Source organism: Cloacibacterium caeni (genome assembly GCF_907163105.1).
Taxonomy (GTDB): domain Bacteria; phylum Bacteroidota; class Bacteroidia; order Flavobacteriales; family Weeksellaceae; genus Cloacibacterium; species Cloacibacterium caeni_A.
The window spans coordinates 2,268,037-2,292,543 of record NZ_OU015321.1 but is presented as its reverse complement, the minus strand read 5'-3'; the positions used below and the strand labels follow the sequence as shown (position 1 = coordinate 2,292,543).

Sequence of the window (24,507 nt, the reverse complement as noted above, 5' to 3'; positions counted from 1 at the left end):
AAGCGGAAAAACGATATGCTAAGATTTTTTTCACGATTTTAACTGAAATGCAACCGCGTAGAACTTAATTTGTTTGGTCATTGCCATTAAACCATTGGCTCTGGAAGGCGATAAAAATTCTTGCAAACCGATTTTTGAGATAAAATCAAAATCAGAATCCAAAATTTCTTGGGTAGAATGACCGCTGTAAATTCGCACCAAAAGAGAAACAATTCCTTTCGGTAAAATTCCATCAGAATCTGCATTGAAGAAGAGTTTTCCGTCTCTGAATTCGGCGTCTAACCAAACTTTTGACTGGCAACCTTTAATCAGATTTTCGACTGTTTTTTTATCTTCAGGCAAACCTTTCAGTTCTTTTCCCAAGTCTATAATGTATTCGTATTTCTGCTCCCAATCGTCCAGAAACTCGAATTCTTCTATAATTTCTTGTTGTTTTTCTTGAATTGTCATGGTACAAAGATAAATCTTTTTTGCGGGAAGGTAGAAAGTTAAATGTTGGAAGTTTTGTAAAAAAATAGTAGATGTTTTTATTTTTGGAAATTAAATATTTATGTTAAAACTTTAACTGACAGATAGAAACTTCTAATTTAAAATTATTTCTTCTACAGAGTAGCCTCTACTTTTTAATAACTCTAATAACCCCTCTTTAAAATCCAGATGGTATAATCCTACAAATATAAATGCTTTTTCTTTTTCTTGAATTGCATTATCTATTTTCACAATCCAATCCTTATTTCTTAAGGTAATAAACTTCTCTTGACTTTCTCTTTCAAAGTTAAAAATGTGCTTTTTTGTTCTATATTCATTTAAAATAAGACAATTAATATTTTGATTTTCAGAATTAAGAAGTTTTATTTTAGATTTTATTATTTCTATTAGTTTTTCTTCAGTAGTATTTGAGTAGAGATTGTGGTTTAGATAATCAAATGTTTTTTCTGTAGGTTCTAGACCTTCTAACTTTATTCTATTTTTTAGACAATATTCTTTTATAAAATCATCCATTTTCGTTTCATCAATTTTTTCTTTATCTGTTAAACAAAATTTTTGCGTAATTTTCCCATCAATAGTTACAATTAATTCTCTTAAAGTCATTTTGTTTGAATCAATATAAGAAGGGACTATTCTTTTAATCGTTTGCAATTCATTTTTATTCATTTTTTTTAATTGCAAATTTTCATTTCTCTTATTAATGGAAATTTTTGCCGAATCAATATTTTCAGATAATGCAATTTTAGATTTTTTAAGTTTTTCTAAAATAATGTTGTTATTTAATAAAAAATCTTTTCCCAAATAATGATATGTTCCTAATATGTAAGCTTCGTTACCTTTTTTTGAGATTTTCCAAAAAATTGATTGTTGTGATAAAACAAATGATGAAAATAGAATGAATATTGCGGTTAAATTGATTTTCAACATATTATGGTGTAATTATTTTTACTAACTTTCAAATATAAGCATTCTAATAATTCAATTAAATGCTATTTTAATATTATGATAAACTACTTTTTGTAAATTTGAATTGCTTGTGCTGATGCTACTCTTTCATAAAGTTCCAGAATTTTCGGGGCTTCATTTTCCCAGCAAAGTTCTTGTGAAGCAATTTCCAGTTGAGGAAGATAAGAACTTCTCCCCTTATTTAAAACCGTTTTTACTTTTTCTGCCAAATGTTTTGGTTCGTGTGAAGTGATGAATTCGCCTACGTGATAATTTTCTACAATTTTCTGCATTTCGGGAAATTTAGAAACCACTACAGGAACTCTGGCTTGTATGTAATCTGAGATTTTATTCGGAAGTGAGTAATAATAACTTAAGCCTTTATTTTCTTCAATGCTTAAACCTACATCTGCTTTTTCGGTGATTTTTCTTAAAGCATCTGGATGAAGATTTCCTAAGAATTTTACTTTATTTTCTAGCTGTAAATTTCTCGTAAGTTGTTGATATTCTTTTAAAAAAGGACCTCTTCCTGCAATGTGAAACTCTGCATTTTCTATAAATTGCATGGCTTCAATCATCTTATCAATTCCTCTGGAATAATTGATGGTTCCTTGGTAAAGGATGACTTTCGGATTATTTTCAACGAAATTTTTCGGTGATTCTAATTTTTGAGGAAAATTTCTAATGACAATAGGTCTCTTAATCTTGTAAGTGCTCTCAAACCAATTGGCATAAGAATCATTTGCCGTGATAAAATATTTGATTTTTCTAATCAATGCATTTTCCAGAAGTCTCCAAACATGCTGAACCCAACGGTTGGTAACGGTTGGCATTTCGGTGAAAATCTCGTGACTGTCCCAAACTAAAGGAATTCCTTTGATTTTTGAAACCAAATAATTGGGTAAAAGCGCATCTAAATCGTTGGCGTGAAGAATTGTATTTCGGTCGGCTTTTTTCAGCAATGCTAGGAATAATTTCCACTGAAATTCTAAATAAGCGAAACGTAATTTTTTGGACTGTAAAGAAATTCTTGAAAATGGATAAGGCCTTTTCATTTCGGGAGTTCCGCCCCAATTATTGCCTATTACTTCTATTTGGTAAGCATTTTCGTGCAAGGTTTTGCAGAATTTTTCCACACGCTGATCGGTGTATAAATTATTGAAAACGCTTACCAAAATTTTCATTATGTAAAACTTTTAATCGTGTTTTATTAAATGATAAAGTTGTATAACGCAAAGTATTGCGTTAGGAATAATGATGGGCCACAACATTCCGCTGAAAATACCATAAATTACAAAAGCGATACAACCGATAAGATTAATCACTCTGATTTGTTTAATGTTTTTCACCATAAAGCTCAGTACTACAAAGAATGATGCAGCATAACCTACATAATTTGCCCAATTCGCGTCCATTTCAAAAAAATTTAAGACGACAAAATTACTAATTTCCTGCTATTAATTTTGTAAAATAATGTCATAAAGTCATAATATGAGTTTGGTAAAGTATTTGTAACTTTGATTTACGAAATCAATTCATATTGACTTCATTAGAATTTTATTGAGAGAAATTATCATGGAAAATAAATTTTCAGAAGGCTTAACCAAAGTCTTCAAACACAGTAAAAGCGAAGCAAAACGTTTGCATAGCGAATTTTTATCTACTGAACATTTCTTGCTGGGAATTATTCAGACGGATAATTCTGCTAAAGAAATTTTAGAAAATCTTCAGGCAGATCTTACTCAGATTCGTAGAAAGATTGAAAACATGAATGTAAATACCAATCCTTTTTCAGAAGAAAAGGAAAATATTTCTTTCACCAAATTAGCAGATTATGCAGTAAAAAGAGCAGATTTAGAATGCAGACAATATAGAGCTTCAGAAATTAATACCGTTCATCTTTTGTTAGGAATTCTCTATAAAATGGAAGATCCTACGACCAATATTTTAAGTGCTTATGAAATTGATTATGATAGCGTAGCTAAAGAATATCAATCTATGCTTAAAAACTCTGGTCAGTTGCCAAAGAGTTCTGCGTATGATGATGATGAAGAGCGTGAAGAATACGGTCAAATGAAAAAACCTACTGGAAATCTAGGAACAGGAAAGAGCAAAACGCCAACTTTAGATAATTTTGGTAGAGACCTTACTGCGCTAGCTTCTGAAGGAAAATTAGACCCTGTAATTGGTAGAGAAAAAGAGATTGAAAGGGTTTCTCAGATTCTGTCAAGACGTAAGAAAAACAATCCGCTTTTGATTGGTGAACCAGGAGTTGGTAAATCTGCCATTGCAGAAGGTTTAGCACTCAGAATCATGCAGAAAAAAGTGTCTAGAGTTCTTTTCGGGAAAAGAGTAATTACGTTGGATTTAGCAAGTCTAGTTGCTGGAACTAAGTACAGAGGTCAGTTCGAAGAGAGAATGAAAGCGATTATGACCGAGCTGGAGAAAAACAGAGATGTAATCCTTTTCATAGATGAATTGCATACGATTGTGGGAGCAGGAAGTTCTACAGGAAGTCTTGATGCTTCTAATATGTTTAAACCTGCTTTAGCAAGAGGCGAAATTCAATGCATCGGTGCGACTACTTTAGACGAGTACCGTCAGTACATCGAAAAAGATGGTGCTTTAGAAAGACGTTTCCAAAAAGTAATGGTAGAACCAACTTCTGTGGAAGAAACCATTTTGATTTTGAATCAAATTAAAGACAAATACGAAGATCACCATAATGTAACGTATACAGACGAAGCAATTGCAGCGTGTGTAAACCTTACTTCGAGATATATTACCGATAGATTCCTTCCAGACAAAGCGATTGACGCGATGGACGAAGCAGGTTCTAGAGTGTATATCAAAAATATGAAAGTTCCTACTGATATCATTGAGCATGAAAAGCAAATTGAAGAAATCAAGGAACTGAAACAAAAAGCCGTAAAAGCTCAAGATTATTTAGAAGCGAGAAAATTAAAAGATGAAGAAGAGCGTTTGCAACTAGAATTGGCTGTGGCTCAAGACAAATGGGACAAAGAAGTTAAGGAGAAAAAAGAAGTGGTAACCGAAGAAAATGTAGCTGAGGTAGTTTCTATGATGTCTGGAGTTCCTGTAACAAAAGTGGGCAAAAACGAGATGGATAAATTAGCCAATATGGATAATTTACTCAACGGAAAAGTCATTGGCCAAGAAGATGCTGTGAAAAAAGTGGTGAAAGCCATCCAAAGAAATAGAGCAGGACTGAAAGATCCAAACAGACCGATTGGTACGTTTATTTTCCTTGGGACAACAGGTGTTGGTAAAACCGAATTGGCAAAAGTAATGGCTCGTGAATTATTTGATTCTGATGATGCTTTAATTAGAATTGATATGAGCGAGTATATGGAGAAATTTGCGGTTTCTAGACTAGTTGGTGCGCCTCCAGGTTATGTTGGTTACGAAGAAGGCGGACAATTAACCGAAGCGGTTCGTAGAAAACCTTATGCCGTAGTTTTATTAGACGAAATAGAAAAAGCACACCCAGATGTTTTCAATATTTTATTGCAAATTTTAGATGAAGGTCACGTTACCGATTCTTTAGGCAGAAAAGTGGATTTCAGAAATACGATTATCATCTTAACTTCTAACATCGGAACCAGAGATTTAAAAGATTTCGGTGATGGAGTAGGATTCGGAACTTCTGCGAAGAAAACTTCTTCTGATGCTAGAGCGAGAGCAACCATAGAAAACGCTCTGAAAAAAGCTTTTGCACCAGAATTCTTAAACAGAATAGACGATATTATCATCTTCAATTCTCTTGAAAAAGAAGACATTAAGAAAATTATTGACCTTGAATTAAATAAACTCTACAAACGTCTAGAAAAACTAAACTACAAAGTAGAATTAACAGACGAAGCTAGAGATTTCATTGCAGAGAAAGGTTGGGACAAAGATTTTGGAGCAAGACCTCTAAAACGTGCCATCCAAAAATATATTGAAGATTTATTGGCAGAAATGCTCGTAAACAAACAATTCTCTGAAGGTGAAACCGTAGTTCTAAAACTAAACGAAGCCAAAGATGCTTTGGAAGGAGAAACCCAAAAGAAATCTAAACAAAAAGCATAAAAAGAAACCTCCGAATTTTCGGAGGTTTTTTATGATTTAATTTTTGAAGAAAATTTAGAAAAAAGATATGTAAATATTGCAGATATTATAGACATTAACAAAGTTAACCAGCCAAATAAAAGAAGACTAAAAAAAGATAAGTATAGTCCACCTGTCAACATTTCAAAAGGATTTGCGGGTCTTCCACCTAAAGAATCTACAAAGCTACCATTAATATAAAATCCTAATGTTGCAATTATACTATCAATAATAAAGCAAAAATAATGATTTAAAGTACCTGATAGTAAAGTGACAATAATGATTTTAAAAATATTAAAATTGTCTTTTCTAACTATTATTTTCCATAAAAAGAAAGATATGATAAAATTAGAAATTGGCAGAGTGACTATAAATATTTCGTATCCATCTCCAATAGATAGTAAATAAACAATTATTCCAATAAATATTCCAAAAATGGAATTTAAAATTCCAAATAATAAATAGCTTTTCATTTTTACAACCCAAAAACCACCCCAATATTAGGCACAAAACCACTGCTGAAAATACTGTTGTTTTGTTTCCAAAGTACGTTATACATTCCGCCAATCTGCAAATAAGAATTGTTACCCATTCTTTGCATATAACCGCCACCAATATAAAGTGCAGCTTCGTTTGAACTGTATTTTTCTTCTGAAGATTTTATTTTTTGATTGATAAAATATTCCTGAAACTGAGAACCTAAATAGAAATTTCTGCCCAAATAATAATTCACAAACGGCCCAATTCCAAACAAAGTGGAGTAAGAATAAGACGAGTTTTGCCAATTGAGGCTTCCCATCAAACCTGTTTCTAAATTTTCAGAAATTTTATAGCCTACTCTTGGTGCAATATGTACTGCAATGCCGCTATTACTGCCAAAACCGCCAGTTAAACCAGCATAACCACCAAAAGTCCATTTAGAGTTTTGCGTAGGAGTTTCCACCTGTGAAAATGCCGAAAAAGATATCAGCATCAGAAAGAATAGAGATAATTTTTTCATTTTTAGAAATTTTCTATGATTCAAATTTAGCAGAAAAATTTCAAATGAGTTTTTAATTTGTAATTTTGCAGTCGTAAAACTTTCCCTTAACGAAAGCGTAACTCAATTATGAAAATAGTAGTCGGTTTATCAGGAGGTGTAGACTCCAGCGTTGCAGCATATTTGTTGCAGAAACAAGGTCACGAAGTCATCGGACTTTTTATGAGAAATTGGAACGATGCTTCGGTAACTTTAGAAGATGAATGTCCTTGGATTGAAGACAGTAATGATGCGCTTTTAGTGGCTAAAAAACTGGGAATTCCGTTCCAAGTGATTGATATGAGCGAACTCTACAAAGAACGCATTGTAGATTATATGTTTGCCGAATACGAAAAGGGTAGAACTCCCAATCCTGATGTTTTGTGCAACCGAGAAGTAAAATTCGATGTTTTTCTAGAAACCGCACTTTCACTAGGTGCAGATAAAGTTGCAACAGGACATTACGCAAGATTAGATTCTTTTACCAATGAAAATGGGGAAGAAGTATATCAACTTTTGGCAGGGAAAGATAACAACAAAGATCAAAGTTATTTCTTGTGTCAATTGAGTCAAAAACAGCTTTCTAAAGCACTTTTCCCAATTGGTGAACTCACCAAACCAGAAGTAAGAGAAATTGCCAGAGAAATGGAACTGGCAACTGCTGATAAAAAAGATTCTCAAGGTCTTTGTTTCATCGGGAAAGTAAGTTTGCCGACTTTTCTTCAGCAACAATTAAAAGCCAAAGAAGGTGAAATTGTAGAAATTTTCAGTGATTTTGCTGAATATCATAAAGAAAAACCTGAATTTTCTTCAAAACTGGAAGAGTTAGAATATTTGTCTGCAAAAATCCATTACAAAAAATCAGACGGAAAAGTAATTGGCAAACATCAAGGTGCACAATTCTACACGATTGGTCAAAGTAAAGGTCTCGGAATTGGCGGTCATAAAGAATCTTGTTTCCTCATTTCCAGAGATATGGAAAATAATTTAGTGTATGTAGGTGAAGGAAGAAATTTCCCAGGATTATTTAGAAAAGCTTTGAAAATTGACAATTCAGAATTGCATTGGGTTCGTGAAGATTTACGCCTTAAAAACGGAGAATCTATGGAAGTTTTGGCGAGAATTAGATACCGTCAACCGCTAGAAAAAGCCACGCTTTATCAGTTTGAAGAAGGATTTTTCATAGAATTCGAAAATCCACAATCTGCTATTGCAGAAGGACAGTTCGCAGCTTGGTATGTAGGCGAAGAATTATTAGGAAGCGGAGTGATTTCTTAAATTAAATACATAAACTTTGTCATTCCGTAGGAATCTCTACTAAACTATTTAATATTCATGTTTAGATTCCTACGGAAAGACAAAACTGAAATGATTAACATTATTTCACCAGCCAATCTTTAAAATCTTTCACACGTTCTCTACTTACCGTAATTTCCTCGGCAGGTTGCGCTTGCAATTCTACTTTGTAATTCGGTGAAGTATGAATGTTTTTGATACAATCTGAACTGATGATAAACTGTCTATTCACACGGAAAAACGTTTTTTCATCCAAAACTTCTTCCAATTCATCTAAGGTAAAATCTGTTGGGAAACTGCGTTCTAAAGTCTGTGCGTAAACAATTTTGTTTTCAGAATAAAAACAGCAAATTTCTTCAGTTTTGATGACCTTCAAATTATATCCAATTTTAACCAAAATTCTAGACAATTTCGGTTGATCTTCTTTGATTAATGATTTCATTTCCAAAGCATTGTGCGTTTCTTCTGAAGGCAAAAAACTTTTGAATTTTTCAATTGCTTTGGCTAAATCTTCTTCTGAAATTGGCTTGAGAAGATAATCTATGGAATTGAGTTTGAAGGCTTTCAACGTGTATTGATCAAAAGCGGTGGTGTAAATAATGAAACTTTTGGTAGGAACTTTTTCAAAAATATCAAAAGACAAACCATCGCCCAAAACAATATCTGAAAATATCAGTTTAGGATGTTCATTTTTACTGAACCAATCTACAGCGTCTTCCACAGAATGGAGCGTTGCAACCAATTGTAAATCAGTAAAATTGCTTATTAATCTTTCGAGTTTTCTAGCGGCTGGTTTTTCGTCTTCTATAATTACTACTTTCATATTTTCAATTCAAAGTTCAAGGTAAAAGTTTAGGGTTTCTAATGTCATTCTGAGTGAAGTGAAACGGAATGAAGAATCTATTTTTAAGAATAATTTCATCTCCAAATTAGCTCATTTTTCATATTTTCAAATTTCTATTTCTTTCCATCAATTCACGAATTTTCTTTTCTTCCCAGTTTTTTCCGAGGATAAAATTAGGCAAGAAAACGGATAAACCATGCGCAAAAAGTCCAATTCCCCAAAGTCCAATTCCCCAGAATTGATTCTGCTGGAAAAACGTTTCAAAAGAATCATATTTTATGGATGTAGACAGAATTAAAAACAAGTTGACCAAAACATAAACCAAAGCGTGAATATAGAAACCTTTGATTTCTTTAACCCTTTTTCTGGCTCTTTCGTATTGAATATTTTTATCGTTTATAGGTTCCATTTTTTAATTTTTTTGTTTGTATTTCTCCATTAATTCTTTGGTTTTTCTTTCTTCCCAATTTCTGAAATAAGGCGTGAATAAATAAATTCCGTAACCCAAAAGAAAAATTCCCCACAAGATTACAATCCAAACGCTGTAATTTCTAGAAATATTAAGAAGATTCCCGTCATAATTTCGGCTAACAATGAAATAACCCACTGCTAAATATCCCAAAACCATGTAATAATACGTTCTGATGTCTTTTACTCTTTTTTGTGCCTTTTTGTAAGCAATTTCGTTGAATTTATCTTGATTTCCCATAGTTATTTCCATTTTCTAGCGTTTTCTTCTTCTTTTTCCATGTATTTTTTGATTTGGCGTTCTTCCCAATCTGTTCCGATACCGAAAGTCTTAATTCCGTGAGAAATTACACCGATTCCCCAACCTAACATTGGCCACCAAAACCAATGATATTTAGGCGAAGTTTGGAAGTTGATAAAAATTAAAAATGGTATAAAAATGCAGTAAGAAATTAAGTTTCCGTAGAAACCTTTGAGTTCTTCTACGCGTTTTGCGGCTTTTTCGTAAGCCAATTGTTCTTGTGATGGAGTATATGGATTCATAGGGTTCAATTTTTCTTTTAAAATAGGGAGTTTCACACGGAAGAAAGCTTCAGATTTTTCTACGAAGACATTCCTTTCGGTTAATAAATTATATCTCGAAACAATGTTTGCTAAACCTACGCCTGTAGATTTATTGGGCAATTCTCTGGTTTGCAGATTATTTTCGATGATGAGGTTTCCTTTTTCTGTAAATATTTTGATATTCAATGGTTTAGATGAAGTGGCAAAATTGTGTTTAATCGAATTTTCGAGCAAAAGTTGCAGAGAAAGTGGCACTACAAAACCTTTTTTGTCTTCCTCTGAAATGTTGAAATCAAAGGTTACAGCATCTTCAAATCTGGTTTTCAGCAGTTCGCAATAGGTTTTGGCAAAGTCTATTTCTTCTTCCACCGAAACCAGTTCCTTGTCTTTTTGTTCCAAAACATAGCGATAAATTTTCGACATAGAATTGGTAAAACGTTGCGCTTGAACAGGATTTTCCTCAATTAAAGAGTCTAAAACATTCAGAGAATTGAATAAAAAATGCGGGTCTAATTGATTTTTTAAGCTTTCGAATTGTGCATTGGCAGATTTGGCGATGAGTTTTTGTTCTACTACTTCTTTTTTGGTAGAGTTTTTCCAAGCCGCCATAAAACCTCGAGCGTGACCAATTGCCGATATCATAATCGCAAAATTGATGAAAAACCAATTGATGAAGTTCATCTCTCCACTGAAAAATTTTTCTGGATTTTTGCCTTGTATAACTATGAAATTCAAGTAATTACAGAAATATACCAGTGCGATATTCATCACCAAAGTTCCTACAATCGCAGCGATGGTTCTTTTGCGCGTTTCATCTGTCCACGAGAATTTAGAATCTAGATAATCGTTTAAAAAACCGTTTCCTAAACCTATGAAAAACGTGTACATTCCAGAAATTAGGAAAGTAAAAGAGTATCTTTCGAATGTTTTTTCTCCTGGATCAATTAAGAAGATAAAAAGACTTACAATAATATTGATGTAGAGTAGGTTAAGAGCCGCTTTTTTGATTACCTCGAGTTTCATTTTCTAAAAATAATATTTTAAAATTATTTTTCGTTTAAAATTTCTTGGATTTTTCTTTCTTCCCAGTTTCTGCCTAAAAACAGCTCACCACCAAAAACCGATAAACCATGAGCCAATAAGCCGAAACCCCAGAAAAAAGCCGTGTAATAATTATCAATATCATTAAAACCTTTTCCGTCTACAATCGCATTAGAGAAAATAATAAATACGTTTACCAATACGAAAACCAAAGCATGCGTGTAAAAACCCTTGATTCTTTTCACGTGCTTTCTAGCGTTTTCTAGTTTCTGTTCTTGTGTTGTTTTGTACGTTTCCATAGTGTTTGAATTTTAAAAATTAATATTTTGTGATGGGGTTAAATTTCTTGATGTAAAGGTAGTTTTATAAGAGGCGCTTTCAAATTTTATTTGACTGAACCGTCATTTTTGTATACTGAATTGTAAAAAGGATGTTGAGTTTTTTAGTTAAAGAAAACTATAGAAAATAAAAAACCACGAAATTTTCGTGGTTTTATAGAAGTTTTTTAAAAACTATTTCGTTTGAGCTATAAAATAATTCGCTTCACCTTGTCCCCAATTTGGGTCAAGAGAAGATTTTATTTTGTAAGTTTTGAATTGTTCTAAAGCTTTCTTAAAAAGTTCAATTCCTTTCGTTTTGCTTCCGCCGAATTGTTCTGGAGTGAAATATAAATCTTCGGCTTCCATAATCGTAATTCTAGGATTTTCTGGGTCTAATTTTTTAGCTTCAGCAAGAGCATTTTGAGCAGCTTGGCCTTCAGTTTGCCATCTTTCCATAGGATTTACCATCATTTTAAGTCCGTGATTCATTTTTTTCAAAATATAGATTTCTGCATTATTCGGAGAAAGCGCTTCTGCTTTGTCAATGTAATTTTGAGCCTCTTTTGCGACTTCGTCTAGTTGTGCAATTTGGTTTTGTTGCATCAATGTTCTTCCTTTTTTTAGAATAGAAAAAGCAGCATAATAATACGGTTGCCAAAGTGTTTTTTCTTTGTCTCCAATTCTTGCAAAATCATTGGCTTGAGCAGTGTTTTCATCTGGATTAGATTTTGGCATTTCGATGGTTTGAACTTTCGGCATCATGGCTTTTTCGTAAGCAGTTTGGGCAAAAGTGTAACTTGTTGTAAATGCGAAAGAAAGTGCTAAAATTGTTTTTTGTAAAGTTTTCATATGTAATATTTTTTAGTTGTTTCAATTTTATGGTTCAAAGATATTTTGAAAGAAATTTTCTTGAAATTTTAGTTCACCGAACTGTAGTTTTTCTTGACTGAATGGTTTTCATTGTCAATTTTGGACTTAATTCTACAAGTTATTATTAATGACTTCTTGAGTTCTGTCAGTCCCGAAACTGATGAATGCACCGATGAAAACAAAAGTATTGTTAGGAGGAACGATGGCTCTAGATTTTAATCCATTGCTCGAAAAATTGTATCCAAATTCATTTTTAGTTCCTAGAACGTTATTGATAGAAAGCACCAAAACGGTGAAAGCTCTCGCATCTTTTTTGCCTAAATTCGGTAAATAATTAAGACTGAAATTCACCGCTTGATAATCTTTTACAAAGCCTTGATTTTTGAGAACAGTATTGCCATTTTCGGTCACGAAATTGTAATATGGTCTTCCAGAATTGTAATTGTAAGAAATATTAAATCCTGTTTTCCAATTGGTTACAAATTTTTTAGCCACCACAGAAAGTGTATGTTTTGCCGCGAAATTGGGGAATAGACTTTCGGTGTAATTCAGGTAATCTCTTTTAGAATCTAGGTAAGAATAAGACACCCAATAATCTATATTTTTCAAAGATTTTTTATCTCGCCAAAATAATTCTACACCTTTTGCATAGCCACTTCCGTTGTTATTCACGGCGATAGGTCTGTAAAAATCTGTTGTGGTTTTTATTAAATCTTGATATTTTTTGTAATACGTTTCCAATCTCAAACTTCTACCATCTGCTGCTCTTTGAACTTGAAAAATATAATGGTCAGCTCTTTGATAATTGGGTTGATAATTTTCGGTGAAAAATCTACTTTCAGGATTTTGGAAGAAAGTTCCGTAAGCCAATGAACTCGTCCATTCTTTAGAAATTCTGTAAGCCATGGCAAATCTTGGCGAAAAATTCCAGTGGTTGATAGAAGAAGAGTTTTCTGCTCTTGCTCCTATTTTTAAAGATAAATCATTGCTGATTCCCAAATCAGTTTCTGCGAAAAGAGATGTGATATCATCTCTAAATTCATAATTTTTTTGAGCGATGGAAACCCAAGTTTCTTCTTTAGTTGTATTCAGTTCTATTCCTGCTCTTATTGCCGAAATTTTAAATAATTTTCTCTCAATCAATGCTTTGGCGTTGAAATAATTGCCTTTAGAATCTATGTCATTATTGAATGGAGAACTTCCGTTTTGGTCTACATTAGAAAAATGAAGAATATTTTGGTTAAAAGTATATGAACTTCCAAGATTCAAAGTATATCTGCCAAATTTTTCTCGGTAAGAAAGCGAGTGAAACGTATTTTTCCCGTTTTGATTGATTTTATCAGAAGAAGTTTCGTCGTCTAAATTGGGAGAAGAAAGCTTCATCGAACTGGTATCATAACTTCCGTAATATTTGATAAAACCGCCTCTTGAAGTTTTAATTCTGAAATTACCATTGCCACCAAAACTGTTAGGTGCTTTTTCGAAATCGGTATTGAATTTCAGAATTTTCTGCATGAGTTCTAGATTAGAATAGCCTAAAGAAATTCCGTAAGAATGTGTTTTTTCTTGATTAACTCGTTGAATTCCGCCGCTTGCAAAAATGGGAGAAATCCCAAAATCTGCAGCATTTCTCTCTGGTAAATCGATACTTTCCAAAGCTAAAACTCCAGATAATGCTTGTCCGTAAACTGCAGAATAACCACCACTCGAAAATACATTTCCTTTAAAAAGTGAAGTATTCAATCTATCCATCGCTTTAATTCCGGGTACAGAATTTCCGAAATAATTGTTCACCAAATTTCCGTCCATGAAGAATTTGGTTTCCGTTCCGGTTCCTCCTCTCACGAAAAGACCTTCTGATTCTCCTACTTTTTGAACTCCAGGTAAGGTTTCCAGTGCCGATGAAATTTGACCATTTGCTCCAGCTGTTGTGTAGACATCAATTGGTGTCAATAGAGTAGTGGCTCGTTTTTTATCGCTGGCTTCTATGCTTCCCGCAGAAATGACTACTGCATCTATTTCGCTCACCGATTCTTTTAGTTCAGCATTTAGAATAAGGTTTTTGTCTTCAATTTGAATAGATTTTTCAATTTCTATAAATTTAGGGTGAGAGAAAATCAATGTTTGGCTTCCTTTTTCAGAAGTTTCAAATTTATAATTCCCTGTTTCGTCTGTTGTTGCGCCATCATAAGTATCTTTCAGCGTCACAGAAACATCTTTCAGCGGTTTGTTATTTCTTCCTAAAACTTTTCCAGAAATGGTAATTTGAGCAATTAAGGTAAAGGTAAAGGCAAAGGTAAAGAGTAATGTAAAAATACGAGTTTTCATAATTCTGTTTTTGATGAAGCAAAGGTATCTCTGCTCATTTCTGAAAGGAAATAAGTTTTACTGAATCGTAAAAAATAGAAACTGAATCGTAGAAAATTACAAAATAGGAATGCAGAAATCTACCAAACACTTTTTCTCAGGGTGTTCTTGGTAATCATTATGGTAAATTTCATAAGGACATTCTTTTCTGAACTGGTGTCCGTTTTCGTTCATCCAAAGGAAAAGTGCGTTCCAAGCAGTTTCGAATTCGGGGAGTGTAATTTCTTGTCGAGAAACGATATATTTCCCTTTTGGTAAAATTTCTAGGAAAACTTCGCCTTCATTTTTGATGGCTTCTTCTAGCAACATTCCTGCGTGAATTCTCACTTTATTGGGAGCAGTAACTTTGAAACTATCGTGATAAACGGTAATCATTTTCACATTTTCTCTAGGGAAAATATTTTTAGAAATTGCCCAAGAAATAAGGGTGTTGTAAGCGTTTCCTATATTTTGTACACCAATGCTTAATACTGATGCAATCTGCATTTCTGGCATTTCTTTTATTTGGATATTGGCTTTATTTTCCATAAAAAATTTCATTTGTTCTAGTTGGTAAAGATATTGCTCGAAAACGACTTCTTTTTGTCCGATATTGCTGATAATGGTTTGAATTTTCTTAAAATTTTCTGGCGAATTTTTTCTAAAAGCAGCTGGAGAAATCCCAAAGTGCTTTTTGAAAGTTTTACCAAAAGTAGAATGGCTATTGTATCCTATTTCCAAGAAAATCTCTTCTAAAGATTTTTCTTTTTTTAAGGAAAGCATCATGGCAGCTTTTTCCATGCGTTTTCTGGTGATGTAACCTAGCAAAGTTTCACGGGTAACTGCACGGAAAATTCTATGAAAATGAAAAGGTGAGTAGTAGCCCATTTCTGCGAGTTTTTCCAGAGGAAGTTCATCGTCCAGATGTTGGTCAATGTAATCTAAAACCTTTCTTATTCTCGCAAGATATTCTTGTGAAGTCAAACGATTATTTTTTACAAATATAGAACTAAAAACCACAGCACAATGGTCTATTCTTGCTCTTATTAAATGCAAAAAACTCGAAGACGGATCCTCGAGTTTTCTGTTACAAAAGTTTAATATGAAGGGAATTTTATTTTTTCTCAAGAATTTCAATAGAATTATCAATAGAACCATAAAGTTCTTTTGTTTCTCTCTCTTTTTCTGCAATAAAGTCTTTTACAGATTTGTCTGTTCCAGGCATTTTAGCGTCTGCTGGAATTTGGGATAATTGATCTCTCATATTAGCAAAAGGATCTTTTTTGAAATCAGCAAGAGTTTTTTCAAATTTTTCTCTAGTAATGTCAGTAGTTTTCAAAGAGCCACCAAATTGAGCCATTAATTGTTCACTATATGATAATTCATTATAGTTTTCAATCTTTTTGTTACCTTTAAGTTCCCAGGAATAATTTTTCTCAGCATCTTCTATTTTCACTATTAATCCAGGTAAACCAGAGAATTTATACGGACCATCTGGGAAAGGAATAGATTCTGTAAACCAAGCCGTCCATTTTCTTCCACCAAATTCTGTGGTAGCTTTTTGAGCTTCGTATTCGCCTATTTTTTTCTTTTCATTTTCTATTTTCCAGTTGAATTTTGTCTCTTCTGAATAGCTTAAATACAATGGTCTTCCTCCATTTAAAACAGCATCAATATATTGAACTTTCATTGTGGGATAGCTTTTATAAATTTTGTGAGAAAATTTAGGCTGCCTTATAACTTTAGACATATCTTGAAAAATTCCTGATTTTTGCATTTTTTCTACTGTAATTTTTAAAATAGAATCCTGTGAAACCGTCAAATAATCTCTATAAAGTGATTTTTTATCGGTTACGTCTAGAATCATAACAGTTTTTTGTAAAGAGTCTATTCCTTTTTTGGGTTTAAAGGTCAATTCATAAAAAAATCTGTTTGCAGATTGTGCGTTTGCAAGAGTTACTAAAAACAATAAAGCAAAGCTTAAAGATTTATACCATTTCATTTTTTAAATTTTATTAATTAGTAAGAGATTTTATACTTTGTTACAAAAAATTATGAAAAAAATTACTCTTGATGCTTTAAAACTATTTTTTTATGATTTTAAAATCCACATTTACAGATAATTTATATTTTTGTTTAAAATTTAAGAAAAATGAGATTTTTTAGAGCGCCTATTTTAGGAATATTTGCAATGATGCTTTTCGTTATCAGTTGTAAAAAAACAGACATTGCTTTGCCCAAATCCGAAGCCAATATAGACAGCATTGCTTCTAAATATTATGAAGGTTACCTGAAAATGTTTCCTTTGGAAGCCACTATGCAAGGTGATAATAGATATAATGACCAATTGCCAAATGCTATCAGTCAGGATTTTATTTCTAAAGAAATCGGTTTCTATACCGAAACTCAAAAAAAGTTGCAAACTCTTGATTATGAATCTCTTTCTGATAAAGACAAAACCGTTTATGATGTTTTAGATTTTACCTTAAAAGATAAGATTGAAAAGTATGCGTATCATCCAGAACTCATGCCTTTTAACCAATTTGAAGGTTTGCCATTAGATTTTCCATTGTTAGGAAGCGGAGATGGAAATCAACCGTTTAAAACGACTAAAGATTATGATAATTTCTTGAAAAGAATAGATGCTTTTGCCGTTTGGATGAATACTGCCGAAAAGAATTTCAGAGATGGAATGAAACAAAATGTGATGCTTCCAAAAAAACTGGTGATGAAAATGATTCCTCAAATGAGAGGTGAAGAAATTATTTCTGAAAATTTTGATAAAAATATTTTCTACGGACCAATCAAAAAAATTCCAGCCAATTTTTCTGCCGCGGATAAACAAAAGTACACCGTACTTTATCAAAACGCCATCAAAACGAAAATTATTCCTGCCTACCAAAGAATGGGTGATTTTCTAGAAAAAGAATATTTGCCAAAAGCGAGAAATACAGATGGAATTAACGCTATTCCTAATGGAAGCAATATTTATACTTATCTCGCAAAATCTTGGACAACCACTAATCTTACTCCCGATGAAATCAATAAGATTGGGTTGAAAGAAGTGGCCATGTTAAGAGTAGAAATGGAGAAAGTAAAAACTCAATTAGGTTTCAAAGGAACACTCGAACAATTTTTGGTAAGTTTAAAAACGGACAAAAAAGCAATGCCTTATAAAACGCCAGAAGAAGTAATAGCTGCGTTTAATGGGATTTTAAAGAAAATAGAGCCAAAACTTCCAACGATGTTTACTAAGTTTCCTAAAACACCGTTTGAAATCAGAAGAACCGAAAAATTTAGAGAAGCAAGTGCAAGTGCAGAATACAAACCAGGTTCAGCAGACGGAAGCAGACCGGGAATTTTTTATACACCTATTCCAGATGCTACTCAATATAATGTAACCAATGGTTTCGAATCTTTATTCTTGCACGAAGCTATTCCGGGACATCATTATCAGGTTTCGCTTCAACAGGAAAATATGGAAATTCCTAAATTCATGAGATTTGGTTGGTTCGGAGCTTATGGAGAAGGTTGGGCGCACTATACCGAAACTTTAGGGCCAGAGTTTGGTTTGTATACTGATCCTTATCAAAAAATGGGTTATTTAAGTGATCAAATGTTGCGTGCAGTTCGATTGGTGGTAGATACAGGAATTCACACTGGGAAAATGACCAGAGAAAATGCGATTCAATATTATCTGAATAATATTTCTGATTCTGAAGAAGGTGCAACTGCCGCAATTGAGCGTTATATGGCGATTCCGGGACAAGCATTAGGTTACAAAATCGGTTCGCTTAAATTTTTAGAATTAAGAGCCAAATATCAAAAAGAACTAGGTAAGAAATTCAGTTTGGCTAAATTCCATGATGAAATTCTGAACCAAGGATGTCTTCCATTATCCGTTTTAGAAAGAAAGATGGAACTTTGGGCAAAGAAACAGTAATTTATTTCTAAATTTTATTAGAAGGGTTCCCCTCTTTTAGAGGGGTGTCATTAACTTGTTAATGACGGGGTGTTTAAAAGATAGTTAAGAAAAAAATGGAAGCATTAAAAATCATAAAATTTAAAGAGCATGAATTAAAAAGAAATTTTATACATGATCTTCCATATAATCCAAAACTAAAAGAATTTGCTCGAAAATTAAGAAAATCTAGAAATTTAGCAGAAGTTCTTTTTGGAATGAAGTTAAATCTAAAAAATTTCATTCTTTGGATTTTGATAGACAAATTGTTGTAGATAATTATATTATTGATTTTTATATCAAAAGTTTAGGATTAGCCATTGAAATAGATGGATGGTATCATGAGTTTAAAAAGGAAAAAGATAAGAATAGACAAGAGTATTTGGAAAGTTTAGGAATTAAATTTTTCCGAGTTTCAGATTTTGATGTAAAGAAAAATATGATGCTCGTTTTACGGGATTTAGAAAATTTTATCATAAATCAATATAAACTATAAATAACTCTTAACACCCCGTCAAAATCAAAGATTTTGACACCCCTCTAAAAGAGGGGAACCCGAAAATCTGATTATTTCTCAAAAAGCATTTTCGTGAGGTAATCTTTCTCCTGATTTCCTCTGGCTGGAGAATATTCTCTGCCGTAGAAAATAATTTGAAGGTGAAGTTTATTCCAAGTTTCTTTAGGGAAAAGTTTTTTAGCGTCGTTTTCAGTTTGAACCACGTTTTTTCCTTCGGTTAATTTCCATTGTTTCATCAATCGATGAATGTGAGTATCTACCGGAAAAGCAGGCACACCAAAAGCCTGACTCATCACTACACTTGCCGTTTTATGACCTACTCCTGCTAAATTTTCTAAATCTTCAAAATTAGAAGGAACTTCGCCGTTATGTCTTTCCAGAAGTTGATTGGCCATGATTTTTAAATTTTTGGCTTTAGAATTAGACAAGCCAATTTCTTTAATCAATTCCTTGATTTCACGCTCTTCTAATGAAGCCATTTTTTCTGGATTGGGAGCTACAGAAAACAATTTGGGAGTTACTTCGTTTACTTTTTTATCAGTAGTTTGTGCAGAAAGAGCTACGGCAACCAATAGTTCATAAGCATTTCTATGGTTCAGTGGAATAGGAACTTCGGGATAGATTTTTTCTAACTCAGTCATTACTATTTTTGCACGTTCTTTCTTGGTCATTTTCTGTAAATTTGAGCAAAAATAAGAAACTCTCGCTGATTTTGCAGATTAAGCTGATTGTAACCTTTCAAATTTATTTGAAACTTAGTTATCTCAATTTCTTAATCAAGTTAGAGTGTTTTAAATTATAATCTAAAATTTTACAATTATGTTAAAAATAGGTGATACACTTCCTACGTTTCAATTGGATAATCAAGACGGAAATCTGGTTAAATCTTCAGATTTCAAAGGGAAAAAATTGGTGGTTTTCTTTTACCCGAAAGCCAATACGCCAGGTTGTACAGCAGAAGCTTGTAACCTTAATGAAAATATAGAATACTTAACGAAACAAGGCTTTACGATTTTGGGAATTTCTGCAGATCCTGTGAAAAATCAAAAGAAATTTCATGATAAATTCGGGTTTAAATATGATTTATTAGCTGATGAAAACCATGAAGTTTGTGAAAAATTTGGGGTGTGGCAACTCAAAAAATTCATGGGCAAAGAATTCATGGGAATCGTGAGAACTACCTTTTTATTTGATGAAAATTCTGTTTGCACAGAAGTCATCGAAAAAGTAGAAACCAAAAATCACGCAGCTCAAATTTTGAAGTAATCTTTATAAATCAGCTTCGAAATACAATAATTCTTCTGGATCATCATCCATGAAGAATTTTTTTTGGAATTTTAAACCCAATTTTTCTAATAATTTTCTAGATGCGTGATTGTATTCTACCGTAATTCCGCCCAATTTGGTGATATTGAAATCATTTTTAACCAAATTTTTTAGAAAACTAGCGCTTTCATAGCCATAACCTTTTCCTTCAAATTCTGGCAAAAAAGCAAAGCCAATATCAGGAGCATTATCTGTGTTTTCTCTTGCGTAAACTCCACAAGTTCCCATTTTAGAGGAATCTTCCTTTAGAATTACGGTGAAACTTCCGTAACCTAGTCTTTCAAACTGAGGAAAGCATCTATTGCGAATGTAGTTTTCGGCTTCTTCTATGGTTCTTACGTTTCTGTCTCCAATATATTTGATGAAACTTTCTGAATTTAAAAGTTGAAGAATAAAATCGGCATCCTCTAAATCTGTAGGTTTGAGTAAAAGTCTTTCGGTTTCGTAGGTTTTCATATCAATTAAGGATAAATTACAGTAAAAATATAAGCTGCTAAGTTCACGAGTAAAACTACACCGTAAAGAATGTTGGTTTTTCCTCGACTTAGCGATAACATGGTGATAAAAATAGACAATCCCAGCAAAACCATCGATTTATAATCTAATCCTAAAACAAGGTCTAAATTAAAAATACTGCACACTACTGCAACTGCGGGAATGGTAAGTCCAATAGAAGCCAAAGCGGAACCTAAAGAAAGATTGAGGCTGGTCTGTAAATCATCTTTTCTGGCTGCTTTAATGGAAGCGATTCCTTCTGGTAATAAAATCACTGCTGCAATGATAACTCCAACCAAAGATTGTGGCAATCCTGCATTTCTAATGATGGTTTCTATAGGTGTAGAGAGTTTTTTTGCCATTAATACTACAATTCCTAGACAGACCAATAAGGTAATAAAACTCAGAATACTTTCTTTTGCAGTAGGGACAGAAACTACTTCTTCTTTGTTATTGGGTAAAAAATAATTTCTATGTCTCACCGTTTGAACCAATAAAAAAGTGCTGTAAATGGTGAGACAAGCTATAGAAACAAAAATTAATTGAGGTTGTGTATAAACAGGGCCATTTGCGCTGGTGGTAAAATTGGGAAGAATAAGGGTAAGCACTAAAATTGCAATCAAAGAAACGAGTAGGGAATTGGCAGAAGTTCTGGCAAAAAACTGTTCGTGAAATTTCACACTTCCTACCAATAAACTTAAACCTAAAACACCGTTTAAAATAAGCATTACCGCTGCGAAAACAGTATCTCTGGCGAGATGTGAGGTTTCTTTTCCTCCTGCTGTCATGAGCGAAATAATAAGTGCTACTTCTATAATTGTAATGGAAATCGCCAAAACAATAGTTCCAAAAGGTTCGCCAATTTTATGTGCGATGACTTCTGAATGGTGTACTGCAGAAAATACACTTAACATTAAAAAAACGCCACAAAGCATTAAAATAACTGTACTGTCTGAATCGGGAGTTAAAAAGTAAATAACCCAAGCTAGAATAGGAGCAATAACTGTCCAATGGAAAAGTTTTTTTAATTTCATACGCGTTTATATTTAAGTTATATTCCTTTTTTACCTGCCAAAATCATTTCTATCAATTTCACCTTTCGGTTTTCTCTGGTTTCTGGTTTTTTGGCTTCGGTTATCCATCTCATGTATTCTTTCCGGTGAGTGTAAGACATTTTTTGATACATTTCAAAAGCTTCTTTATTCTTTTCAAAAACTTCTAAAACATCATCAGGAATTTCTACAATTCTTTCTTCTTGGTCTTCCCAAAGTTTCACCGTAACCTTATCGCCAAACGTTTTCCCAAGTTGTTTTCTCACCTCTTGAGTTAATCCAAGTAGATGACCATCACTTTTCATTTTGGCAAGGCTTCCTCTGTATTCTACTTTTTCGTCAAGCAAAGCTTTGATTTTTACCTGACCTTTTTTGCCAAATAATTCTTCTGTAGAGAAAGGAAAGTCTACAAAGGCAGCATTCATAGTGCCATTTTGCTTAATTTCTGCTTCAAAAGTGATGTAATCCGTTTTCATTTATGTGAATTTTGAGAAAAAAGAAACGTTTAAAAAATTATGATTTCCTAAAAATAAGAAAATTTGAGTTTTTATAAAAGGTTTTTAAAAACTAAACGGAGTAAAAAGTAATAAAAAACCTCGAAGAAATTTCTCCGAGGTTAATTTTAGAAGCTACAAAGTTGCCTTATTTTCTGATAGTCATTTCGTTTAATAAATAACCAGCTCCGTGATATTTATCCATTACCCAAAGTAAGAATCTTACATCTAGGTTGATGGTTTTTTGCCATTGTTTTTCGAAAACGATATCTCCTGAAAGTGCTTCAGAGTTACCATCGAAAGCAAGACCAATTAATTCACCATTTCCGTTTAAGATAGGAGAACCAGAGTTTCCACCTGTAATATCATTATCTGATAAGAAGTTTACAGGCATATAACCTTTTTTGTCTTTGTATGGACCGAAATCTTTTTTCTTGTATAAATCTAACAATCTTTGAGGTAAATCAAACTCTGCGTCGCCTTTTTTGTATTTAGCCACCATACCTTTCATATCAGTATAGAAGTTATCTTTTACGCCATAATATTGTCTGTCTGTTCTGATTGGTAATCTATCTACTTTACCAAAAGTTACTCTCATAGTAGAGTTGGCATCTGGATAGAATTCTTTTTCTGGCATAGATTTTCTAAGACCGTCAAAATATAATCTAGTGTTTTTAGCAAATTGGTCATCAGCTTTTACATATTTGTCTCCAAACATCATAGCTTCTGCTACCATAATTCCTGAAAATTTGTAAAGCGGATCATTTTCTAAAACAGCTAAACTAGGATTTTCGATGAATTTAAGTAGAGATTCTTTGGTGCTGAAAATAGAAGCGTCTGCTTGGTTAGCTAATTCTGCTGGATTGGAATATTTCATCACCGGAAGTTGATAATCAAACGGTACTTTGTTCTTATAAAGAGAAAGCAAAGTTTGCAACATATCTTTTTCTACTACTGGGTGGAAACCATCGTAAGAAGCTTCTACACCAGCAAGAACTCTTGCTTTCATAGCTGCTTTTCCAGCTTCGTTTTGCTCGATATAAGATTTAAGAGCAGCGCCAATTCTGTAAGGAAGAACTGCATATTTAGCATTTCTTTGGAATTGAGTAGCGTAGTTTCTTTCTAAATTTCTATCAGCAATTAATTTGTAATATGCTTCGATTTCTGAAAGAACATTTCCGTAAGTAGCTTTGTTTTCAGCTAGGTTTGCCCATTCTTGGAATTTAGCCTCTACTTTTTGTTTGTCTGCAACTGTTCCGTTTTTGTTTACAGATTCTATGGTTCCAGCTCTATTTTTCCAGTAGTTTGCTACAGAAGCGTATTGAGAAGCGTAATCTAATCTGATTTGAGTGTCTTTGTCCATGTACTTCTTCATCACATCCATTGCTGATTTAGAAGCTTCTACCCAACCGATATAATCTTTAGTCACCAATTGATTGATTCCATAAGAAGTTAAATATCTGTTAGTTCTACCAGGATAACCCATAATCATGGTGAAATCACCAGGTTTTACTCCTTTCATAGAAACAGGAAGGTGATATTTAGGTTTTAATGGAACATTGTTTAATGAATATTCTGCAGGATTTCCGTTAGCATCACCATAAATTCTGAAAACAGAGAAGTCACCAGTGTGTCTTGGCCATTCCCAGTTATCGGTATCACCACCGAATTTACCGATAGATTCTGTAGGAGTTCCTACTAATCTTACGTCTTTATAATCTTGATATACGAAATAGTAGAATTCATTTCCGCTGAAGAAATCTCTTACTACAACAGTATATTTACCATTTTCTGAATTTTCTTTTTGGATGGCTTTGTATTCTGCTTCGATTACGGCGCGTCTTTCGTCAGCAGACATTTGAGGATTAAGTTTCCCGTTAATTCTAGCAGTTACATCATCCATTCTTACTAAAAATCTCACATAAAGATTTTTTGCAGGAAGTTCTTCTTTGTTGTTCATGGCGAAGAAACCATCTTTTAAATAATTTTTTTCTGGAGTAGAAAGTGCTGCAATAGCATCATAACCACAGTGGTGGTTGGTGAAAAGCAAACCTTCTTTAGAAACTACTTCTGCAGTACAACCACCATTAAACTGTACGATGGCGTCTTTTAGGCTAGAGTTGTTTACAGAATAAATTTCTTCTGCAGTTAATCTAAGACCTTGTTTTTGTAAGTCTTTTCCGTTTAATCTCTTTACGAGCATCATCAGCCACATTCCTTCGTCTGCACGCATTTGTGCAAAGCTCAATAGAAATGTGAATAGTAAAAATATTCTTTTCATTGATCTAAAAAATTTTATGGGTAAATGTATGAATTAAAAGCGATTTTTGAAAATTGGTATATAATTTGAC

The 24,507-nt window shown here is 33.0% G+C and carries 26 protein-coding genes; 6 read left to right on the top strand and 20 right to left on the bottom strand.

What is annotated here, in order from left to right:
* Positions 1 to 30: 30 nt before the first annotated feature.
* The 4 genes from KKQ76_RS10715 to KKQ76_RS10700 form a co-directional block, all read right to left on the bottom strand.
* Positions 31 to 450 (bottom strand): SufE family protein, encoded by a 420-nt coding sequence (locus KKQ76_RS10715; protein WP_213197133.1) that lies wholly within the window; start codon positions 448 to 450, stop codon positions 31 to 33.
* 132 nt (positions 451 to 582) lie between these two features.
* Positions 583 to 1,416, bottom strand: coding sequence for a TraB/GumN family protein (locus KKQ76_RS10710; protein ID WP_213197132.1), 834 nt, complete (start codon positions 1,414 to 1,416; stop codon positions 583 to 585).
* A gap of 83 nt (positions 1,417 to 1,499) precedes the next feature.
* Positions 1,500 to 2,618, bottom strand: coding sequence for a glycosyltransferase (locus KKQ76_RS10705; RefSeq protein WP_213197131.1), 1,119 nt, complete (start codon positions 2,616 to 2,618; stop codon positions 1,500 to 1,502).
* Positions 2,619 to 2,630: 12 nt separating this feature from the next.
* A complete protein-coding gene (locus tag KKQ76_RS10700) occupies positions 2,631 to 2,849 on the bottom strand; it encodes a uroporphyrinogen decarboxylase (RefSeq protein ID WP_213197130.1) in 219 nt (72 codons plus the stop codon).
* 160 nt (positions 2,850 to 3,009) lie between these two features.
* Here KKQ76_RS10700 and KKQ76_RS10695 point away from each other — a divergent pair, with 160 nt between their 5' ends.
* Entirely contained in the window at positions 3,010 to 5,526 is a 2,517-nt protein-coding gene (locus tag KKQ76_RS10695; protein WP_213197129.1) for an ATP-dependent Clp protease ATP-binding subunit, read from the top strand.
* A gap of 29 nt (positions 5,527 to 5,555) precedes the next feature.
* On the opposite strand, the gene KKQ76_RS10690 is transcribed toward KKQ76_RS10695, so the two are convergent.
* Both KKQ76_RS10690 and KKQ76_RS10685 read right to left on the bottom strand, forming a co-directional pair.
* Positions 5,556 to 6,017 (bottom strand): hypothetical protein, encoded by a 462-nt coding sequence (locus KKQ76_RS10690; protein ID WP_213197128.1) that lies wholly within the window; start codon positions 6,015 to 6,017, stop codon positions 5,556 to 5,558.
* Positions 6,018 to 6,019: 2 nt separating this feature from the next.
* Complete coding sequence (locus KKQ76_RS10685; RefSeq protein ID WP_213197127.1) at positions 6,020 to 6,544, bottom strand: hypothetical protein; 525 nt, start codon at positions 6,542 to 6,544, stop codon at positions 6,020 to 6,022.
* Between the two features lie 108 nt (positions 6,545 to 6,652).
* Here KKQ76_RS10685 and mnmA point away from each other — a divergent pair, with 108 nt between their 5' ends.
* Positions 6,653 to 7,840 (top strand): tRNA 2-thiouridine(34) synthase MnmA, encoded by a 1,188-nt coding sequence (gene mnmA, locus KKQ76_RS10680; RefSeq protein WP_213197126.1) that lies wholly within the window; start codon positions 6,653 to 6,655, stop codon positions 7,838 to 7,840.
* 100 nt (positions 7,841 to 7,940) lie between these two features.
* Here mnmA and KKQ76_RS10675 read toward each other — a convergent pair whose 3' ends face one another.
* From KKQ76_RS10675 to KKQ76_RS10635, 9 genes are all read right to left on the bottom strand, one after another.
* Positions 7,941 to 8,681 (bottom strand): LytR/AlgR family response regulator transcription factor, encoded by a 741-nt coding sequence (locus tag KKQ76_RS10675; protein WP_213197125.1) that lies wholly within the window; start codon positions 8,679 to 8,681, stop codon positions 7,941 to 7,943.
* A 118-nt stretch (positions 8,682 to 8,799) separates the two neighbouring features.
* Positions 8,800 to 9,111 (bottom strand): 2TM domain-containing protein, encoded by a 312-nt coding sequence (locus KKQ76_RS10670; protein ID WP_069799824.1) that lies wholly within the window; start codon positions 9,109 to 9,111, stop codon positions 8,800 to 8,802.
* 3 nt (positions 9,112 to 9,114) lie between these two features.
* Positions 9,115 to 9,423, bottom strand: a complete 309-nt coding sequence (locus KKQ76_RS10665; protein WP_213197124.1) for a 2TM domain-containing protein — start codon at positions 9,421 to 9,423, stop codon at positions 9,115 to 9,117.
* Positions 9,414 to 10,757, bottom strand: coding sequence for a 2TM domain-containing protein (locus tag KKQ76_RS10660; RefSeq protein WP_213197123.1), 1,344 nt, complete (start codon positions 10,755 to 10,757; stop codon positions 9,414 to 9,416). The genes KKQ76_RS10665 and KKQ76_RS10660 overlap by 10 nt, the downstream gene beginning before the upstream one ends.
* Before the next feature lie 23 nt (positions 10,758 to 10,780).
* Entirely contained in the window at positions 10,781 to 11,074 is a 294-nt protein-coding gene (locus KKQ76_RS10655) for a 2TM domain-containing protein (RefSeq protein WP_213197122.1), read from the bottom strand.
* A gap of 213 nt (positions 11,075 to 11,287) precedes the next feature.
* Entirely contained in the window at positions 11,288 to 11,944 is a 657-nt protein-coding gene (locus KKQ76_RS10650) for a tetratricopeptide repeat protein (protein WP_213197121.1), read from the bottom strand.
* A 132-nt stretch (positions 11,945 to 12,076) separates the two neighbouring features.
* Positions 12,077 to 14,293, bottom strand: coding sequence for a TonB-dependent receptor (locus KKQ76_RS10645; protein ID WP_213197120.1), 2,217 nt, complete (start codon positions 14,291 to 14,293; stop codon positions 12,077 to 12,079).
* Between the two features lie 96 nt (positions 14,294 to 14,389).
* Complete coding sequence (locus KKQ76_RS10640) at positions 14,390 to 15,295, bottom strand: AraC family transcriptional regulator (protein WP_213197119.1); 906 nt, start codon at positions 15,293 to 15,295, stop codon at positions 14,390 to 14,392.
* Positions 15,296 to 15,425: 130 nt separating this feature from the next.
* The gene (locus KKQ76_RS10635; protein WP_213197118.1) at positions 15,426 to 16,313 is read right to left on the bottom strand and encodes a GLPGLI family protein; all 888 of its coding nucleotides are present in this window, start codon (positions 16,311 to 16,313) and stop codon (positions 15,426 to 15,428) included.
* 150 nt (positions 16,314 to 16,463) lie between these two features.
* Between KKQ76_RS10635 and KKQ76_RS10630 the strand changes: the two genes are divergently transcribed.
* The 3 genes from KKQ76_RS10630 to KKQ76_RS12750 all read left to right on the top strand — a co-directional run bounded on the left by KKQ76_RS10630 (position 16,464) and on the right by KKQ76_RS12750 (position 18,768).
* A complete protein-coding gene (locus KKQ76_RS10630) occupies positions 16,464 to 18,254 on the top strand; it encodes a DUF885 domain-containing protein (protein WP_213197117.1) in 1,791 nt (596 codons plus the stop codon).
* A 95-nt stretch (positions 18,255 to 18,349) separates the two neighbouring features.
* Positions 18,350 to 18,547 carry a hypothetical protein gene (locus tag KKQ76_RS12755; protein WP_246501395.1) on the top strand — a complete coding sequence of 66 codons (198 nt, stop codon included), beginning with the start codon at positions 18,350 to 18,352 and terminating at the stop codon, positions 18,545 to 18,547.
* Complete coding sequence (locus KKQ76_RS12750; RefSeq protein WP_246501394.1) at positions 18,520 to 18,768, top strand: endonuclease domain-containing protein; 249 nt, start codon at positions 18,520 to 18,522, stop codon at positions 18,766 to 18,768. The genes KKQ76_RS12755 and KKQ76_RS12750 overlap by 28 nt, the downstream gene beginning before the upstream one ends.
* A 71-nt stretch (positions 18,769 to 18,839) precedes the next feature.
* On the opposite strand, the gene nth is transcribed toward KKQ76_RS12750, so the two are convergent.
* The gene (gene nth, locus KKQ76_RS10620) at positions 18,840 to 19,460 is read right to left on the bottom strand and encodes an endonuclease III (protein ID WP_213197116.1); all 621 of its coding nucleotides are present in this window, start codon (positions 19,458 to 19,460) and stop codon (positions 18,840 to 18,842) included.
* A 148-nt stretch (positions 19,461 to 19,608) separates the two neighbouring features.
* Between nth and bcp the strand changes: the two genes are divergently transcribed.
* The gene (gene bcp / locus KKQ76_RS10615; RefSeq protein ID WP_069799804.1) at positions 19,609 to 20,055 is read left to right on the top strand and encodes a thioredoxin-dependent thiol peroxidase; all 447 of its coding nucleotides are present in this window, start codon (positions 19,609 to 19,611) and stop codon (positions 20,053 to 20,055) included.
* Positions 20,056 to 20,058: 3 nt separating this feature from the next.
* Here bcp and KKQ76_RS10610 read toward each other — a convergent pair whose 3' ends face one another.
* From KKQ76_RS10610 to KKQ76_RS10595, 4 genes are all read right to left on the bottom strand, one after another.
* Positions 20,059 to 20,571 carry a GNAT family N-acetyltransferase gene (locus KKQ76_RS10610; RefSeq protein WP_213197115.1) on the bottom strand — a complete coding sequence of 171 codons (513 nt, stop codon included), beginning with the start codon at positions 20,569 to 20,571 and terminating at the stop codon, positions 20,059 to 20,061.
* 5 nt (positions 20,572 to 20,576) lie between these two features.
* The gene (locus KKQ76_RS10605; RefSeq protein WP_213197114.1) at positions 20,577 to 21,644 is read right to left on the bottom strand and encodes a calcium:proton antiporter; all 1,068 of its coding nucleotides are present in this window, start codon (positions 21,642 to 21,644) and stop codon (positions 20,577 to 20,579) included.
* A gap of 17 nt (positions 21,645 to 21,661) precedes the next feature.
* Entirely contained in the window at positions 21,662 to 22,138 is a 477-nt protein-coding gene (locus KKQ76_RS10600) for a YdeI/OmpD-associated family protein (protein ID WP_213197113.1), read from the bottom strand.
* Positions 22,139 to 22,304: 166 nt separating this feature from the next.
* The gene (locus KKQ76_RS10595; protein ID WP_213197112.1) at positions 22,305 to 24,437 is read right to left on the bottom strand and encodes a S46 family peptidase; all 2,133 of its coding nucleotides are present in this window, start codon (positions 24,435 to 24,437) and stop codon (positions 22,305 to 22,307) included.
* Positions 24,438 to 24,507: the final 70 nt, after the last annotated feature.

Excerpts from the sequence above, each read along its gene's own strand:
- KKQ76_RS10715 (WP_213197133.1), bottom strand. The coding sequence starts at position 450 with ATGACAATTCAAGAAAAACAACAAGAAATTATAGAAGAATTCGAGTTT.
- KKQ76_RS10710 (WP_213197132.1), bottom strand. The coding sequence starts at position 1,416 with ATGTTGAAAATCAATTTAACCGCAATATTCATTCTATTTTCATCATTT.
- KKQ76_RS10705 (WP_213197131.1), bottom strand. The coding sequence starts at position 2,618 with ATGAAAATTTTGGTAAGCGTTTTCAATAATTTATACACCGATCAGCGT.
- KKQ76_RS10700 (WP_213197130.1), bottom strand. The coding sequence starts at position 2,849 with ATGGACGCGAATTGGGCAAATTATGTAGGTTATGCTGCATCATTCTTT.
- KKQ76_RS10695 (WP_213197129.1), top strand. The coding sequence starts at position 3,010 with ATGGAAAATAAATTTTCAGAAGGCTTAACCAAAGTCTTCAAACACAGT.
- KKQ76_RS10690 (WP_213197128.1), bottom strand. The coding sequence starts at position 6,017 with ATGAAAAGCTATTTATTATTTGGAATTTTAAATTCCATTTTTGGAATA.
- KKQ76_RS10685 (WP_213197127.1), bottom strand. The coding sequence starts at position 6,544 with ATGAAAAAATTATCTCTATTCTTTCTGATGCTGATATCTTTTTCGGCA.
- mnmA (WP_213197126.1), top strand. The coding sequence starts at position 6,653 with ATGAAAATAGTAGTCGGTTTATCAGGAGGTGTAGACTCCAGCGTTGCA.
- KKQ76_RS10675 (WP_213197125.1), bottom strand. The coding sequence starts at position 8,681 with ATGAAAGTAGTAATTATAGAAGACGAAAAACCAGCCGCTAGAAAACTC.
- KKQ76_RS10670 (WP_069799824.1), bottom strand. The coding sequence starts at position 9,111 with ATGGAACCTATAAACGATAAAAATATTCAATACGAAAGAGCCAGAAAA.
- KKQ76_RS10665 (WP_213197124.1), bottom strand. The coding sequence starts at position 9,423 with ATGGAAATAACTATGGGAAATCAAGATAAATTCAACGAAATTGCTTAC.
- KKQ76_RS10660 (WP_213197123.1), bottom strand. The coding sequence starts at position 10,757 with ATGAAACTCGAGGTAATCAAAAAAGCGGCTCTTAACCTACTCTACATC.
- KKQ76_RS10655 (WP_213197122.1), bottom strand. The coding sequence starts at position 11,074 with ATGGAAACGTACAAAACAACACAAGAACAGAAACTAGAAAACGCTAGA.
- KKQ76_RS10650 (WP_213197121.1), bottom strand. The coding sequence starts at position 11,944 with ATGAAAACTTTACAAAAAACAATTTTAGCACTTTCTTTCGCATTTACA.
- KKQ76_RS10645 (WP_213197120.1), bottom strand. The coding sequence starts at position 14,293 with ATGAAAACTCGTATTTTTACATTACTCTTTACCTTTGCCTTTACCTTT.
- KKQ76_RS10635 (WP_213197118.1), bottom strand. The coding sequence starts at position 16,313 with ATGAAATGGTATAAATCTTTAAGCTTTGCTTTATTGTTTTTAGTAACT.
- KKQ76_RS10630 (WP_213197117.1), top strand. The coding sequence starts at position 16,464 with ATGAGATTTTTTAGAGCGCCTATTTTAGGAATATTTGCAATGATGCTT.
- KKQ76_RS12755 (WP_246501395.1), top strand. The coding sequence starts at position 18,350 with ATGGAAGCATTAAAAATCATAAAATTTAAAGAGCATGAATTAAAAAGA.
- nth (WP_213197116.1), bottom strand. The coding sequence starts at position 19,460 with ATGACCAAGAAAGAACGTGCAAAAATAGTAATGACTGAGTTAGAAAAA.
- bcp (WP_069799804.1), top strand. The coding sequence starts at position 19,609 with ATGTTAAAAATAGGTGATACACTTCCTACGTTTCAATTGGATAATCAA.
- KKQ76_RS10610 (WP_213197115.1), bottom strand. The coding sequence starts at position 20,571 with ATGAAAACCTACGAAACCGAAAGACTTTTACTCAAACCTACAGATTTA.
- KKQ76_RS10605 (WP_213197114.1), bottom strand. The coding sequence starts at position 21,644 with ATGAAATTAAAAAAACTTTTCCATTGGACAGTTATTGCTCCTATTCTA.
- KKQ76_RS10600 (WP_213197113.1), bottom strand. The coding sequence starts at position 22,138 with ATGAAAACGGATTACATCACTTTTGAAGCAGAAATTAAGCAAAATGGC.
- KKQ76_RS10595 (WP_213197112.1), bottom strand. The coding sequence starts at position 24,437 with ATGAAAAGAATATTTTTACTATTCACATTTCTATTGAGCTTTGCACAA.